General features: G+C 61.9%; 13 protein-coding genes. 8 read left to right on the top strand and 5 right to left on the bottom strand.

Translation table 11 applies throughout. The features are described from left to right. The first annotated feature begins 468 nt into the window (after positions 1 to 468). The 5 genes from ABSB13_RS07730 to ABSB13_RS07750 all read left to right on the top strand — a co-directional run bounded on the left by ABSB13_RS07730 (position 469) and on the right by ABSB13_RS07750 (position 6139). A complete protein-coding gene (locus ABSB13_RS07730) occupies positions 469 to 999 on the top strand; it encodes a hypothetical protein (RefSeq protein ID WP_428107128.1) in 531 nt (176 codons plus the stop codon). 265 nt (positions 1000 to 1264) lie between these two features. Next, positions 1265 to 1732, top strand: coding sequence for a CYTH domain-containing protein (locus ABSB13_RS07735; protein ID WP_428107131.1), 468 nt, complete (start codon positions 1265 to 1267; stop codon positions 1730 to 1732). A gap of 37 nt (positions 1733 to 1769) precedes the next feature. Then, positions 1770 to 2330 (top strand): CBS domain-containing protein, encoded by a 561-nt coding sequence (locus ABSB13_RS07740; protein ID WP_428107133.1) that lies wholly within the window; start codon positions 1770 to 1772, stop codon positions 2328 to 2330. A gap of 103 nt (positions 2331 to 2433) precedes the next feature. Beyond that, positions 2434 to 4806: a cation:proton antiporter gene (locus tag ABSB13_RS07745; RefSeq protein WP_428107134.1), complete on the top strand. Its 2373-nt coding sequence runs from the start codon at positions 2434 to 2436 to the stop codon at positions 4804 to 4806. Between the two features lie 34 nt (positions 4807 to 4840). Next, the gene (locus tag ABSB13_RS07750) at positions 4841 to 6139 is read left to right on the top strand and encodes a Kelch repeat-containing protein (protein ID WP_428107137.1); all 1299 of its coding nucleotides are present in this window, start codon (positions 4841 to 4843) and stop codon (positions 6137 to 6139) included. A gap of 50 nt (positions 6140 to 6189) precedes the next feature. Here ABSB13_RS07750 and ABSB13_RS07755 read toward each other — a convergent pair whose 3' ends face one another. The 3 genes from ABSB13_RS07755 to ABSB13_RS07765 form a co-directional block, all read right to left on the bottom strand. Beyond that, positions 6190 to 7335 (bottom strand): glycosyltransferase, encoded by a 1146-nt coding sequence (locus ABSB13_RS07755; RefSeq protein ID WP_428107138.1) that lies wholly within the window; start codon positions 7333 to 7335, stop codon positions 6190 to 6192. Between the two features lie 51 nt (positions 7336 to 7386). After that, a complete protein-coding gene (locus ABSB13_RS07760) occupies positions 7387 to 7986 on the bottom strand; it encodes a YceI family protein (protein ID WP_428107140.1) in 600 nt (199 codons plus the stop codon). 109 nt (positions 7987 to 8095) lie between these two features. Further along, positions 8096 to 9394 (bottom strand): MFS transporter, encoded by a 1299-nt coding sequence (locus ABSB13_RS07765; RefSeq protein ID WP_428107143.1) that lies wholly within the window; start codon positions 9392 to 9394, stop codon positions 8096 to 8098. Between the two features lie 329 nt (positions 9395 to 9723). Here ABSB13_RS07765 and ABSB13_RS07770 point away from each other — a divergent pair, with 329 nt between their 5' ends. From ABSB13_RS07770 to ABSB13_RS07780, 3 genes are all read left to right on the top strand, one after another. Continuing rightward, positions 9724 to 10905: an acyl-CoA dehydrogenase family protein gene (locus ABSB13_RS07770; protein WP_428107144.1), complete on the top strand. Its 1182-nt coding sequence runs from the start codon at positions 9724 to 9726 to the stop codon at positions 10903 to 10905. A 60-nt stretch (positions 10906 to 10965) separates the two neighbouring features. Further along, complete coding sequence (locus tag ABSB13_RS07775; RefSeq protein ID WP_428107146.1) at positions 10966 to 12105, top strand: acyl-CoA dehydrogenase family protein; 1140 nt, start codon at positions 10966 to 10968, stop codon at positions 12103 to 12105. Positions 12106 to 12330: 225 nt separating this feature from the next. After that, a complete protein-coding gene (locus tag ABSB13_RS07780; protein WP_428107149.1) occupies positions 12331 to 15039 on the top strand; it encodes a response regulator in 2709 nt (902 codons plus the stop codon). Positions 15040 to 15142: 103 nt separating this feature from the next. Here the strand turns inward: ABSB13_RS07780 and ABSB13_RS07785 are convergent, their stop codons facing one another. Together ABSB13_RS07785 and ABSB13_RS07790 are read right to left on the bottom strand one after the other, a co-directional pair. Beyond that, positions 15143 to 15298: a DUF3309 family protein gene (locus ABSB13_RS07785; RefSeq protein ID WP_428107151.1), complete on the bottom strand. Its 156-nt coding sequence runs from the start codon at positions 15296 to 15298 to the stop codon at positions 15143 to 15145. A 34-nt stretch (positions 15299 to 15332) separates the two neighbouring features. Continuing rightward, positions 15333 to 15443: a BON domain-containing protein gene (locus tag ABSB13_RS07790; RefSeq protein ID WP_428107154.1), complete on the bottom strand. Its 111-nt coding sequence runs from the start codon at positions 15441 to 15443 to the stop codon at positions 15333 to 15335. Positions 15444 to 15457 lie beyond the last annotated feature (14 nt).

A 15457-nucleotide genomic window follows, 5' to 3' on the forward strand; every position in this document is an offset into this window, starting at 1 on the left:
AGTCTTCGTCGGTCGAGTTTTAGGTCGAGTCTTCATAAGTTAGGACCGTTCACGCGCATCAGTCCGTATCCTAATATGAGCATTGATCGCGCCTCGCGCCACTGTAAGAAAAAAACGACCGATCTCAATAGTCTTACTGAACACCATCCGAGTCGAGTCCTTCCTTATACGGAAATTATTCCAGATGGTTGCCAAATCGGGAGTTGCCGCTCCCGAAGGGCGGCATTGTAACCGGATCGCGCGGGACGTGCGAGAGCCCTGGATACGATTGAATCCGCATCCCGGCGGGATCTCATTGCACACTGGCAATTGCACTGCTGCCTAACAAATAAGCAGCACCCGCTGTCACTGTCATCAAAAGATTCCAAATTCCCTGCTGATTTTCATTCTATCGCGCTCAGATCAACTGGCACAGGCCATGCTCTGCAGGCAGCAATTCCGCTTCGTTTCAGAGGAGGTCCAATTAGCATGTACGCATCTGCTTCAGAACAGGTTCAACCGGGGCCTTCGAATCAGAACCGGGTTGTCGACGAGTGTGCCGGACCAGATCCGTGGCTGAGCGCGCGCTTCGAGCCGGATTTTCTGGTACCAGTTCAGTTTTTTGATCTGACCCGGCGCAGATCGACGCTCGACGGCGAGACGCGACTGGTTTTCGCGGTGCTGGAAGACGCGGTCCGATGCTACGTGAAGACGGTGAACTCGTCGCGGCGATGCGACCGCGAGCAATTCGACGAGGTTCGGCGATGGTTCCATGCGGAAGCGGGAACCCACAGTCCGTTTTCCTTTGAATATGTATGCGACGTGCTCGGAATCGAGCCGGTGGCATTGCGCGAACGGCTCGGGTTGATGAGCGTCGACGATCTGCCGACCAAGCAGATGCGCTCGGTGGGCCGAAGGCAAGTCGTACGCGCCGGACGCTCATCGCGCAAACGATCGGCCGGCGGCAATCCCGGTTCATCCGCCCGAGGAGCAGGAATGAGAGAGAGCGTCGGCAATTAAAAATAAAAAATTAAAAACCTGAAAATAGATCGCCGCGTGATTTCTCCGCGCGCCCGGCGGTGGTGCTATCGTGATGCGCGGCTGCGATGAGATGCGGCTGCGACGGCGATGAGTGCTCCGCCGGCAACATTCGAATTCCGCATTTGGGAAAATCATCCTGGCCCGTTTCGAGATCGGCCCGGCGCGCGATTGCGCGGCGTGGCCTGAACTCTCATTCAAACATACGCTATGCTGGTGAAACGATCTTCGGCGATTGTGAAGGGGCATGGCGAAAGAAATCGAACGGAAATTCCTGACTCGTCCGCGCAAATGGAGCGATCTTGGGGCCGGCCTCGTCATTCGCCAGGGATACCTGTCCGCGTCGGCGCATTGCTCGGTGCGCGTGCGCACCTATGGAGACCGCGCTTATGTGACGATCAAGGGAGCCACGTCGGGAATTACCCGCGACGAATACGAGTACGAGATTCCGCTTCGTGACGCGAACGAGATTCTGAACAACTTGTGCGCGCATCCGCCAATCGAAAAGACGCGCTACCGAATTGTCTTCAAGGGCCATACCTGGGAGGTCGATGAGTTCGGCGGCGCGAATCGTGGACTGACGGTCGCCGAAGTCGAACTCATCGATGCCACCGAGCAAGTTGAACTTCCCGACTGGATCGACCGCGAAGTGAGCGGCGATCCGCGCTATTTCAATTCAAACCTGTCGAGCAAACCATTTTCCAGCTGGAAATGATTCGCCGGGCAAAACCCGTTGTAAGGAGTGTAACTGAGTGAAAGTCACTGACTTGATGACCCACGATGTACGAGCGTGCACGATTCATGACTCGTTGAATGCGGCGGCGCGTATAATGTGGGATCACGATTGCGGATGCGCGCCGGTCGTCGATGAGCACGGCAAGCTCGCGGGAATAGTCACCGATCGCGACATCTGCATGGCCGCATACACGCAAGGCCTTCCGCTCGACGCGATTCCTGTGGAGCGCGTGATGTCGCCACGGGTGATTTCATGTGCGCGCGGCGACGAACTCGACACCGCGCATCGCCTGATGCGTACGCATGAGATTCACCGTCTCCCGGTGACCGATTCCCGCGGCCGCTTGGTCGGAATCCTGTCATTGAGCGATGTTGTCAACCATAGCTGCGGAGATAGCGCGGCGCCGTCGGATGCAGTCGAAATCGCAGCGACCATCTCTGCGATTCGCCGGCGGCGCAAGCCCGCAGCGTTGGCCGCATCGGTTTCATCGAACGGAGATGTGGCGCCGGCGCGCGAATCGACCAAAGCGCCGAAAAAGGCACCCGCGCGCAGAAAGAAGCCGTCCGCGCAGGGGTGACCCCTGCACCCAGTATTAAGGCCGCCCGCCGTTGGCGCGCGGTCCCTGCCAGCGGCTTAATACTGCGCTGCGCATGAAGCTGGCGCTCTGGTAGAATTCAGCGATGGCTCAGGGGCAGCCGCGAATTAGCAGCGCGGGTACGCGCGCCGTCGCCGTATACGGACTGATGATCGGCGGCCTGGTGCTGTTGTATTTGTGGATTCGCTCATACGGCCAGACGCTGGGCGCGCCGCTGGCGAGCGGGACAGCGATCTTCGGCTCGGCCGCGTCGCGTGCCACTGAAGGCGATCTGCTTCACGTGCTGCTCGCGCTGGTGGTGGTAATCGCGACCGCGCGCGCGATGGGTTCAATCTTCCGCAACCTTGGTCAGCCACAGGTGGTCGGCGAAATTCTGGCGGGGATCGTGCTCGGTCCTTCGCTGCTTGGGCGCCTGGCGCCGGGCGCGGAAGGATATCTTTTCCCGGCTACGGTTGGGCCGGCTCTCAATATAATCGCGCAGGTCGGCGTCATCCTGTACATGTTCCTGGTCGGGCTCGAGCTCGACCCCGCGCTGCTTCGCAAACGCGGCCATACAACAGTTGCGATCTCCCACGCGAGCATCGTGGCGCCATTCCTGCTCGGCGCGACGATCGCGCTTTACCTTTATCCAAGGCTCTCGACCCGCGACGTGCCGTTCACCTGCTTCTCGCTGTTTCTGGGCGTTTCGATGTCGGTGACGGCGTTTCCCGTGCTGGCGAGAATATTGACCGATCGCGGGATTCACAAAACCCGCATGGGCGTGATCGCGCTGACTTGCGCCGCCGTGGATGACGTGACCGCGTGGTGCATGCTCGCCTTCGTGGTCAGCGTGGCGCGAGCACAGGCGGCGGGCGCGGTGGCGACAATCGCGATGGCGCTCGGGTTTATTGCGCTGATGATCTTCGTGGTGCGGCCCACGATGGTCCGTCTGTCGCTGGTGTATGGAAATCGCGGGCGGCTGACGCAGGGCGTGATGGCGGCGGTATTCGTCGCGCTGCTGTTCTCCGCGTCAGCCACCGAATTGATCGGTATCCATGCCGTGTTCGGCGCGTTCGCGCTCGGCGCCGTGATTCCGCACGACAGCGGGATGGCGCGCGAGCTGACCGACCGCCTCGAAGACATCGTGATCGTGCTGTTGCTGCCGGCATTTTTCGCATACACGGGATTGCGCACGCAGATCGGGCTGGTCAGCGGATACGAGCAATGGATGATGTGCGCGCTGATCGTCGTGGTCGCGTCGGCGGGCAAGTTTGGCGGCAGTGTCGTCGCGGCGCGAATCACAGGACTCAACTGGCGCGACTCGTCGGCGCTCGGCGTGCTGATGAACACGCGCGGCCTGATGGAACTGATCGTGCTGAATATCGGGCTGGAGATGAACGTCATCTCGCCGACCCTGTTCGCGATGCTGGTGATCATGGCGCTGGTCACCACTTTTGCGACCACGCCAATTCTGCATCTGATCACGCGCCATCAAATTCCAGACGCTGAGCCGTTTCCTGAACTCGGCACATTTTCGCCCGAGCCCCTGGTCGCGCCGCCAGCTCCGATTCTCGCGCCGCATCCCGCGCCGCGGCCAGCGCCGCCGCCGGCGCGCCCGATGCTGGCGGGAACGGAGCACAGCGCCATCCTGGTGCCGGTCTCGAACCCTGAAGGCGTGGCCGTTCTGGTCGAACTCGCGCTGGCGGCGACGCCGCACGGCGCCCCGCCACCGCGCGTGCTCGCACTGGTGAAGACTCCGCCGGGCGGAGTGCGATCGGGACTGCGCGAGGCCGACCTGCGCGTGCCGCCCCGCTCTCCCGCGCTGGCGGCAGCGTTGGACCTGGCACTCGAGCGCGGCAGCATCATTACCCCGCAGGCAGTCTGGACCACCAATCCCGCGGCAGACATCCTGGCGTTCGCCAAACAGCCGCAAATCGGATGGCTGCTGCTGGGATCGCATCGCGCGGTCTTCGGTTCCGACTTCATGGGCGGCGTGGTCCGCGAAATTCTGGACAAGGCCCGCGAATTGCCGGTTCACGTGGCGGTCGTGGTTCATGGCGGCGAGCGGCCGCTGGACCGGGTGTTTGCGGTAGTGGATCGGGGAATCCACGGGCGCGCGGCGCTCGATCTGGCCCTGCGAGTGGCGCTGCGCAAGAAGTCCGGCTTGCACGCGGTGCTGGTGCCCGAGGATGGGACCACGGAAGATACCGAACTGCTCGATCTGATTCGCGACGCCGGCCACGCGCTTGGACGCCGGCTGCATACCGACGTGCTCAGTGCGCCGACGGCGGCGCAGCTCGCGCGTCAGACGCCCGGCGGCCTGGTCGTCATCGCGACCAACCTGGCGGACAAGCTCGGACTCTCGGCAGAGGATCTCACCGACCCGAAGCGATGCGTCGTGGTGGTGCAGGGATCCGACAGCGCTCCCGTCCAGTTCGGTGCGCACACGGCAGAGCATCATCGAACCGCCAAGCCGTAGGGCCTTATCCCGAAACCTCACGCAGGTGGAGCAGGTGAGTTCCGTCGGTGAAAAATCGAAAACACTGGCGCGGCGTGCGCTGATGAGGCCGTCGCGGATCGGAGCAATCGCAATTCCAATCGCGTGCGCACTGGCGGTCGCTTTTGCGGCGCAGCCGGCGCACGCCCAGCGGCGCCATCCCACCTGGGGACAAATCCTGATTCCCGGGGGGCGCGGGGATGGCACCAACGATGACACCGCCGATTTATACGATCCGGCGTCGAACCGGTTTGCGTCCGAAATTGCCACGCCGCGGATGAAGGGCCGCGTGTGGGCAACCGCAACCGTGCTTGTCAACGGTCCCAACGCCGGCAAAGTCCTGATCGCGGGCGGCGACAACACCAACGGCATCCCGCGCGCCTCGACCGAACTTTACGATCCCGCCACCAACGCCGTTGTGGATGGCCCGGCCATGAAGACCCCCCGCTCCGGCCACACTGCCACGGCGATCCCCTCCGGGCCGCACGCGGGAAGGATCCTGTTCGCCGGCGGCACAGACGCCGACGGTAGCAAGCTGTCTTCGACCGAGCTTTACGATCCTGCCACCAACACATTTTCTCCCGGTCCGGTGATTGGCGCCGCCTGCTCTCTGTGCACAGCCACGGTGATTGCGTCGGGAAAAAATGCCGGAAGGATCCTGATCGCCAACCACTACGATTCTCGGGGCCCGGGGGCTCTATTGGAGCTCTACGATCCGGCCGTCAACAAATTTATTACCGGCCCGAGGATGAACATGCCCGACGTTTACAGCGCTACGGCGATTCCCTCGGGAAAAAATGCGGGCAAGGTTCTAATCGTCGGCGCGATCGACACGACCGACAAGGTGAGCCAAGAAGCCCTCGCTCAGACGGGTCTCTACGATCCGGACGCCAATACTTTTTCGCCCGGCCCCTCGGTGAGAAACATCCGCAGATACCACACGGCAACAGTGATTACCTCGGGACCGAATGCGGGGAAGATTCTGATCGCCGGTGGCGGGAACTGGTTTGACGATTCCCGCTTGCTGGCTTCGACCGAGCTCTACGATCCTGACACCAACGTTTTTTCGCCCGGCCCATCCATGAACACCGGCCGCGCCAGACACACCGCGACCCCGATTCTTTCGGGAAAAAACGCGGGCAAAATTCTAATCGCCGGCGGCGTGAAGAGCGTCGGCAAAGGCGTCGTCGCTATGCTTTCTTCCACTGAACTATACGATCCGGTGGCCAACAAATTCGCGCCGCCCGGCGACACGCCCGAGATGAATGAGCTGCGCTCTGATACCGTCGCCGTCCAGTTGCCGCCCGCACCATAGAGCATCATCGAACCGCCAAACCGTAGGCGGCTGGATCTCGCGACTCAGCTTCAGCAGGCGGCGAGCATCGCCTTGAGCTGGCGGTCGGAGTTGAACAGATCGCAAGCCAGCTCGCGAGCGCGCCGGCTGTGAAGACTGTAGTCCCGGTCGATCTCGGCGACGGCGGCCCGGGCTTCTTCGCTATCGCGGAACTTCAGAACGCCGCGCCCGGCCGGCACCACGTCGCCAAACCCGGTATCTTCCGCCACGACCGGGCGGCCCAGCGCCAGGTAGGAGACGCTGCGATCGCTGAACCATCCGGTGTTCAATTCGCGGAAGATCGGCTTGGGACACGAAATCTCGGCGCGCGAGGCGCGCAGATAGCCTTGGTAAGCCTCCGGGGTGTTGGCGACCTTGTGCGGATCGACGATGCGCCAGCCGCCGTTGCGAAGTGAGGCGCGATCGTGCGCCGGATCTTTATCGCCGATGAATGCGGCGAGCTCGAACGCGCGTCCGGTGAGCGCCGGAAGATCTACATAGCGCAGGTAGGCCGCGCGTTTGGACAAGCTTAGCGTTCGCCCCTGGTACGAAATTTCTTCCCACGTCCATTGCGTGATCGAAGAGAATGGCGCCTCGGGGCCCGGGTCGGGCGCCGCTTCCCACATCGGAAGGTACACAAACGGCAAAAACGGATGCCACGTGAGGCCCAGCGTCGGCGCCCCGCAATCGGGATCGTGCAGCTTGGCGCCGACGCTCAAATGCACATGATGATCGCTGACTCCCATCTCGAACTGCGTCGCCGAAATCTGCAGATGCCCGGGGTCGACGTCGATCAGCACACGACGGGCGAACTTCGCGAGCAGCGGCTGCCGGATCGAGCAGGCTATGTTCCATAACAAGTCCGCACCGTGCACTGTATCGAGGATGGCCTGAAGCGGCGGGCCATAAACCTGCGCGCGATCGATGTCCTGCACGTCAAGATCCTCGAACACCAGAAGCGCACAGCGCGGCGCCAGACCGTAAGCTGCGATGCGGGTGAAGAAGTCATTGGCGAACTCCCTATCCCGCGCGGGATCGCCGCATGACTCCATCGACTCGATCCAGAAAACGTCATGACCCAGCGCGCGCAGCCCAAGTGGATATTGCAGCATCCAGGACCACACGCCACCGCCGAGCGGATAACCCGCCAGCGAACTGTTAGCCAGAACGATTAGCATCAAGCGCCAATATCGCCACGAGCGAACCCGCTTCGCAATCCGAAAAAATAGTTACTCCTTGACTGCCTCGATGTCGATCGAGATCGCGATATCGTCGCCAACCAGCACGCCGCCGGTCTCGAGCGCCTTGTTCCAGGTAAGGCCGAAATCGCTGCGTTTGATTTTCGCCGTCGCCGATGCGCCCGCGCGCGTATGGCCCATCACCTGAATCGGCGCCCCGGACCCTTCGACGTCGAGCACCACCGGCCTGGTCACGCCATGAATCGTCAGGTCGCCGGTCATCGTCCACTTGTTCGGCCCGGCGGCTTCGACCTTGGTGGATTTGAAGGTGATCGTCGGGAACTTCGCGACGTCGAGAAAGTCGGGACTCTTCAGATGCGCGTCGCGCCGTTCCACGCGCGTGTCGACCGACGACGCGTCGATAGTCACGTCGATTTTCGCCGAGGCCGGATCGTTGCCGTTGGCAGTGATCGTTCCGGTGGTTTTTTGGAATTGCCCCTTCACGTTCGAGATCATCATGTGGCGCACGGTGAACTCGACGCTGGTGTGCGACGAATCGATTTGCCAGCTATCGGCATGCGCGAGGACGGGAAGCGCCACGACGATTGCTATCGCGATCGCGATTGCGGTTTTCGAAATCCACGGCTTCATATAGGGACTCCTTGAGTTGAACGGTTGGCGGGCAACGAACAGCTATCCGGCGCGTATCGATACAGATGAGGTATTGAACACGCGAACTCGTTGTCTGGCAAGGAGCAGATTACGACGGCGCCGCATCCTTTCCAATCGACTTGAGGCGGGTCAGCAGCACAAACCCGGAAATCATCGTGACTGCGCCGCATATGACGACCGTTTGCATCGGGCCCAGGTGCGAGCCCATGTAGCCGACCTCGAGCGCGCCAATCGGCGCCATCCCGACAGTCGCCAACTGATAGGTGCTCATCACCCGGCCTCGCAGATCGTTGCTCACGAACATCTGCACCAGGGTGTTATTGCTCGCCCTGAAGTTGGTCAGCCCGGCGCCGATTACAAACTGCGCGGCCATCGAGAGCATAATCGAGCGCGACATCCCGAAGACCACGATTCCAGCCGCCGAGATAAAAAGTCCCGCGATGAGATTGTTCCTGATTCCCCGCGTCGTCACTCGCGAAGCCAGCGTGGCCGCACCAACCACCGAACCCAGTCCCTGGATCGCGACCAGGAATCCGTAGGTGCGAGCGTCGCCGTGAAGCACGTTGCGGGCGAACAATGGAACCAGCACCAGGTACGTGTAGCCGAAGCCGTTGGTCACCGCCGCCAGCGCCATCTGGTAAAAGATCGGGCGGTTGCTCCAGACGTAGGCGAGACCTTCGCGCAGTTGATGGTACATGCGCGCGCCGGCCCCGGCGATCACGCGGGCGGGGATCTCCATCTGGGTCAGGCTCCAGATGACGGCGAGGAAGCTCACCCCGTTCAAGAAAAAACAGGTTCCGATGCCGAGCCATGCGATCAGCAATCCCGCGGCGGCGGGGCCGAGCATGCGCGCAGTGTTGAACATCATCGAATTGAGCGCGATCGCGTTGGCCAGATCTTCGTAGCCCACCATCTCGACCACGAACGACTGCCGGCCGGGCATGTCGAACGAGCTGACGGTGCCGTTGAATGCGGCGAGAATGATCACGTACTCGACGCGGACCGCCCCGCTCCACGTCAGCGCCGCAAGCGCGAAGGCGCTCAGCATCAGCAGGATTTGGGTGGCGATTATCAGGCGGCGGCGGTCGAGGCGATCGACAATGACTCCGGCAAACAAACCCACCAGCAGGATTGGCGTGAATTGAGCGAACGATACTACCCCGAGCATCGTCGACGAGTTCGTCAGCTTCAGCACCAGCCACGCCTGCGCGGCGCTCTGCATCCAGGTGCCGGCCAGAGAGGTGAGCTGGCCGAAAAAGTAGAGACGATAGTTGCGATGCCGAAGCGCGCGAAACGCCCCGCGGCTGGGAATTGTCCCTTCGCCCGGCGGTAGCAGCGGGACGTGATCGCCGTTCTCGGCCGCGGGCATGGTGTCGATATCAGGCATTGTCCTCCGATCGAGATCGCAGGCTAGTCAGCGCGGTCTGGGTTCGCAAATGCAGGGCTGAGCCCTGCACCCACCGTTAAGGCCGCGCTCCGTTGTCGCGCGCGTCCCATGCCAACGGCTTAATACTGCGCTGCCGTCGCCACGGCCCTGCTCACCCCTGCCATCGCGTAGTCGCGAAAAGATGCGCTGCGCAGATTTTCGCGTCTTCTCACTGCGGGTGCAGGGGTCACCCCTGCCCAAGGAGGTGCGGAACCCACGGTGGGTTCCGCATCAAGCCGATTAGGAAACCTTGAATCGCGCGGGCAAACCTATTAGGACCAGAGATATCTATGGATAATCTCGAAACTTTTCGTAAAGACACGCACGCATGGCTGGAGGCGAATTGTCCTCCCGAGATGCGACGCCCGGTGCAAGGCGAGGAAGACGCTTGCTGGGGCGGCAGGCATCCGGATTTCCAATCCGACGAGCAGCGCTTGTGGCTCGAGCGCATGGCGGCGAAGGGTTGGACAGTGCCGGAGTGGCCGCGCGAGTACGGCGGCGGCGGCCTCACGCGCGACGAGACCAAAATTCTGCGCCAGGAAATGCGCGCGCTCAACTGCCGGGCGCCGCTGACCAGCTTCGGCATCTCGATGCTCGGACCGGCGCTGCTCAAATATGGTTCCGAGGAGCAGAAGCGCGAGCATCTGCCGAAGATTGTCCGGGGCGAGATTCGATGGTGCCAGGGCTATTCCGAGCCCGGTGCGGGTTCCGATCTGGCGTCGCTGCAAACCCGCGCGGAAGACAAGGGCGATCAGTACCTCATCAACGGCTCGAAGATCTGGACCACCTACGCCAACAAGGCGGATTGGATTTTCTGCCTGGTGCGCACCGACCCCAGCGCGTCCAAGCACGAAGGCATCAGCTTTTTACTGTTCGACATGGAAAGCCCCGGAGTATCGACCAAGCCAATCGTTCTGATCTCCGGCTTGTCGCCGTTTTGCGAGACTTTTTTCGACGACGTGCTCGTGCCCAAGGCGAACCTCGTCGGCAAACTCAACAAGGGATGGGATGTCGCGAAGTATCTGCTGACTCATGAGCGCGACATGATCGGCGGCATGGGCAGCACCTCGGAAAACCGCTCGCTCGGACAGATTGCGGGCGAGACGGTTGGGACCGACAACGGGATGCTCGCGGACACCGCGCTGCGCGCACAGATCTCGGCCTACGAGATCGACGCGGTCGCCTTCCGGCTCACGATGGATCGCGTGGGCGACATGGCCAAGCTGGGCCAGGCTCATCCCGCGGTATCCTCGTTGCTGAAATACTACGGCACCGAACTCAACAAGCGGCGGATGGAATTGGTGATGTCGGCGGGCGGCACGGACGCGCTGGAATGGGAAGGCGAGCGCTCGCGTGAAGGCCGCACCGCGCGCGCGTGGCTGCGTTCCAAAGGCAACTCGATCGAGGGCGGGACCAGCGAGATTCAGCTCAACATCATCGCCAAACGAATACTGAATTTGCCCGGTGCCTAGAGGGCCGGTGAATCACCGGACCGGGCCGCTACTGCACCGATCGCGACAGGGTGTGATCACATGGCGCTAGTTCTCAACGACGAACAAACGATGCTGCGCGACAACGCGCGCGGCTTTCTCGGCAAAAATGCACCCATCGCCCATTTGCGCGCGCTGCGCGACAAACGCGACGCCGACGGATTCTCGCGCGCGCTTTGGAAGGAATTCGTCGAGATGGGGTGGGCGGGAATTCTCGTCCCTCAAGAGTACGGCGGCCTGGGACTTGGATACGTCGAGGCCGGCGTGGTGATGGAAGAACTGGGTCGCACGCTCACGCCCTCCCCGTTTCTATCGACCGCGGTTCTGGCCGCAACCGCGATCGCTCGATCCGGCACTGACCAGCAGAAAAAGCATTACCTGTCGCAAATCGTTGCCGGCGATTTGATCGCCACGCTGGCTGTCGATGAAACCGCAAAGCATCATCCGGAAAAAACGGCGATGTCCGCTGCGCGTGCCGGCAAGAGCTTCAAGCTGGGCGGCGCCAAAACTTTTGTGATCGACGGCCACGTCGCGAATCTTCTGATCGCGCTCGCTCGCACCGCGGGCAAACCGGGCGATACCGACGGACTCACGCTGTTCCTGGTTGACGCGAGCACCAGCGGAATTCGCGCCGAGCGCACCCAGACCGTAGATACGCACAATGCCGCGCGGCTCACGTTCCAGGACGTAAATGTCAGCGCCGACAATGTGCTGGGCAGGATCGACGCGGGTTGGGATGTGCTGGAGGGGGTGCTGAACGCGGGCCGCGCCGCGGTGGCGGCGGAGATGGTCGGCGCTAGCGAGGAAGCGTTCAGCCGCACGGTCGCCTATCTGCGGGAACGCAAGCAATTCGGCCGGGCGATCGGCGAATTTCAAGCGTTGCAACATCGCGCCGCTCACCTCTACTGCGAACTTGAAGTCACCCGCTCGGCGGTGCTGAAGGCTCTGCAAACGCTGGACAGTTCCTTCGACCGCGCCGGTGCAATCGTGTCGGTGGCAAAGGGGCGCGCCGGGCTTAGCGCCACGCTCGCCGTCAATGAAGCCGTGCAGATGCATGGCGGTATCGGGATGACTGACGAATTCGACATCGGCTTGTTCATGAAGCGGGTCCGCGTAGGCCAGGAACTGTTCGGCGATGCGAACTTTCACGCCGATCGGCTGGCTCGGCTCAACCGCTACTGACACCCGCGAAATCCCGCACTCGTTTCTGCCTCGCGGCGATGAAGCGCCGCCGTGGGGCGACTCTTCGTTATCCACCTTACTTAGGCATTCGCTTAGGTCGTCTTCGTTCCCAGTTGCTCGAGCTTTTCTGACTATCGCGACGTTCCTCGATTCTGAGGCACGACAGTTGCTCATTCTCTACCTGAGAGGCCATCGAGCCGCGCAGCGAGGAGGATTGGATTCAGAATGGGACGCCCCGAGACCGACATCGCCGAGGATGAGATCAGCCGGCGTCAGGCCGCAAAGCGCGAGCTCGAGGCTGTTCGCGGCGAACTGGCTGCGCAAGTCGCCGCTCGACACGAAGTGCAGGTTCGCCTCGAACAGGAAGTTGCGCACCGCGACCGGATCATAGCCGAAGGCGAGCTGGCTGCGGCCAAGTTGCGCGAGAGCGAGACGGCGCTGCGCCAACTGTTCGATGAGAGTCTCGATTCGATGGCGATTATCGATATCGAAACCGGCAGATACATCGACATCAACGAGGAGTACACCCGAAGGAGCGGCTACCGCCGCGAAGAAGTGATCGGCAAACGTGCGCGCGAAATCCAGACATTCGTGAACCCCGACGATAACCATCGTTACGTCGAAGAGCTCAAACGAGCCGGACTGGTCAGGAACATGGAGGCCAGCTTTCGCCACAAGGACGGCACGATCCATTCCGGCCTGATCTCCGCGCTCAATCTCAAGCTCCGCGGACATTTGTGCACGGTCTCGATCACTCGCAATATCGGCGTGGTCAAGGAAACCGAGCGTCAGCTAATCGCCGCGCACGAAACCGCGCTCGAAGCCTCGCGGGCCAAGGATCGCATCATAGCCGAGAACGAGCTGATTGCGGCGAATTTGCGCGAGAGCGAGACGGCGATGCGCCAGGTGTTCGATCAGAACCTCGATTCCATGTCGATTCTCAATCTCGAAACCGGCAGGTACATCGACATCAACGAAGAGTACACCCGAAATACCGGCTACAGCCGCGACGAAATCATCGGCATACGCTCACGCGAAATCAAGTCATTCGTGAATCCTGAGGAAAACGAGCGCTTCAGCACCGAGCTCAAACGAGCCGGCCTGGTCAGGAACATGGAGGCAACCTTCTACCACAAGGACGGCAGCACCTACCACGGCCTGATCTCCGCGGTCAATCTCAGGCTCCGCGGGCATCTGTGCTGCATCACGATCACTCGCGATATCGGCGTGATCAAGGAGACGCAGCGTGAGCTAATCGCCGCGCGCGAAGCAGCGCTCGAGGCCTCGCGGGCCAAGTCGGACTTCCTTTCGAGCATGTCGCACGAGATTCGCACGCCGATGAACGCGGTGCTGGGTATGGCCGACATGCTGTCGGAAGGCGACTTGACCGAGGAGCAGCGCCACTACCTGGACATCGTACGCAGCAATGGCGCCACCCTGCTCCACCTGATCAACGAGATTCTCGATCTCGCCAAAGTCGAAAGCGGCCAGCTCACCTTGGAGGAAATTGATTTCGACATCCGCGAGCTGATCGACGCAGTCACCGAGACGATGGGGCTGCGGGCGCACGAGAAGCAGCTCGAACTCGTCGGCCACGTGGCGGCCGACGTGCCGCATAACCTGGTTGGCGATCCGCTGCGCCTGCGGCAGGTGATTGTTAATTTGCTCAGCAACGCGGTTAAATTCACCGACCACGGCGAGATCGTACTGAGCGTCGAGATGGCGCGGGCGGATACCGGCTCGGGCACCGCCTCGATTCGGTTCTCGGTGGCGGACACCGGGGTCGGGATCCCGCACGACAAGACCGATAGCATCTTTGACGCCTTCACCCAGGCCGATTCCTCGACAACGCGAAAGTATGGCGGAACCGGGCTAGGCCTCACGATCGTCAAGCGTCTGGTCGAGATGTACGGAGGCGCGATAGCCGTCCAGAGCGAGGTGGGCAAGGGCAGCACCTTCAGCTTCACCGCCGAGTTCAAGACCCGGCCTGCCCCCGTGACGGTCGCGCTTGATGCGGCGAGCATGGACCTGATCGGCATGCGCATCCTGGTCGTCGATGACACTGCCGTCAACCGAATGATCCTGGACGCGGCGCTCACCTCGTGGGGCGTCATGGTTACCTGTGTCGCGAGCGGCCAGGCTGCGCTGGAGGAAATCGATCGGGCCGCGGCCGGCGGCGACCCCTATCGCGCGGTACTGCTGGATTGCCGGATGCCCGGGATGGACGGAGTAGAGGTGGCCGATCGGATCCGGCATCGCGGGCTCGGGTCGCACGACCGTCCGATCATACTGATGCTCACTTCCGACGACCTTGGCGCAACCATGGCGCGCGCTCGCGAAGCGGGCGTCGAGATCTTCATGGTCAAGCCGATAAAGCGCGCCGATCTGTTCGCCGTGCTGAACCGGGCACTTGGCGCCGAGGGTGCATCATCGCAAATGACCTCGCCCGCCGGGCGCGACGGCGTCCATTCGACTTTGAGCAGCGATGTATCGGACGAGATGCGCCCGCTCAGGATCCTGCTGGCCGATGATTCACGCGACAACCGGTTGCTGGTGCATGCCTACTTCACGAAGACACCTTACATTGTCGACGAAGCCGAGAACGGCGCCGCGGCGGTCGAAAAGTTCAGGACCGGCATCTACGATCTGGTGCTGATGGATATCGAGATGCCGATCATGGACGGCTACTCGGCGACCCGGGCGATACGCGCGATGGAGAAGGAAACCGGACGCCCCCGTATCCCGATCATCGCACTAACGGCTTCCGTCCTCGCCGAGGCGTTGGACAAAGCAATCGAAGCGGGATGCGATGCGTACGTCCTCAAGCCGGTCAAGAAAGCCACCCTGCTGGCCGCCGTTCACAAGGCGACCCGCGATGCCGAAACGAACGGCGACGCATCCGCGCCTGAACCGCCGCACGCACAATCACTGTAAAGTACCCATACAGTTCGCATCGCCACGGCAATCGGCGGCTCCGGGATGACGCTGTCGCTCGGCTAGCCTCGGCACAACTCGCGGCGACGACATGAGCGAATGATCAGACGTGAAGGCCGCCGTTGACTAACCAGACGACCAACATGATCATGAGCACCAGCATCAACAAACCGCCCGGGTCTCTGGCGCCGTGATGATAGGTTCGGTAGCCGCCACCGCCGCCGAATAGAATCAGCAAAACAATGAGAATCAACAGCATCGTGATTTAACTCTCCAAGCTCACTGGCGGCCGGCTACTTCCAGGTCAGCTGATTTTTTACCCCGGTGACGCCTTGTGCGGCGGCCGCGAGGTCGCCGGCATGCTTTGCGGCCTGGGCCGACTTGACCACTCCGCTCAACAGGATCTTGCCGTGATCGC

It is taken from the genome of Binatus sp. (SeqCode) (genome assembly GCF_050013435.1).
Classification (GTDB): Bacteria; Desulfobacterota; Binatia; order Binatales; family Binataceae; genus Binatus.

What these genes read in the sequence shown, in the direction of transcription:
- ABSB13_RS07745 (WP_428107134.1), top strand. Translation starts at nt 2,434, where the DNA reads ATGGCTCAGGGGCAGCCGCGAATTAGCAGCGCGGGTACGCGCGCCGTC.
- ABSB13_RS07780 (WP_428107149.1), top strand. Translation starts at nt 12,331, where the DNA reads ATGGGACGCCCCGAGACCGACATCGCCGAGGATGAGATCAGCCGGCGT.
- ABSB13_RS07770 (WP_428107144.1), top strand. Translation starts at nt 9,724, where the DNA reads ATGGATAATCTCGAAACTTTTCGTAAAGACACGCACGCATGGCTGGAG.
- ABSB13_RS07730 (WP_428107128.1), top strand. Translation starts at nt 469, where the DNA reads ATGTACGCATCTGCTTCAGAACAGGTTCAACCGGGGCCTTCGAATCAG.
- ABSB13_RS07735 (WP_428107131.1), top strand. Translation starts at nt 1,265, where the DNA reads ATGGCGAAAGAAATCGAACGGAAATTCCTGACTCGTCCGCGCAAATGG.
- ABSB13_RS07775 (WP_428107146.1), top strand. Translation starts at nt 10,966, where the DNA reads ATGGCGCTAGTTCTCAACGACGAACAAACGATGCTGCGCGACAACGCG.
- ABSB13_RS07760 (WP_428107140.1), bottom strand. Translation starts at nt 7,986, where the DNA reads ATGAAGCCGTGGATTTCGAAAACCGCAATCGCGATCGCGATAGCAATC.
- ABSB13_RS07785 (WP_428107151.1), bottom strand. Translation starts at nt 15,298, where the DNA reads ATGCTGTTGATTCTCATTGTTTTGCTGATTCTATTCGGCGGCGGTGGC.
- ABSB13_RS07755 (WP_428107138.1), bottom strand. Translation starts at nt 7,335, where the DNA reads ATGCTAATCGTTCTGGCTAACAGTTCGCTGGCGGGTTATCCGCTCGGC.
- ABSB13_RS07765 (WP_428107143.1), bottom strand. Translation starts at nt 9,394, where the DNA reads ATGCCTGATATCGACACCATGCCCGCGGCCGAGAACGGCGATCACGTC.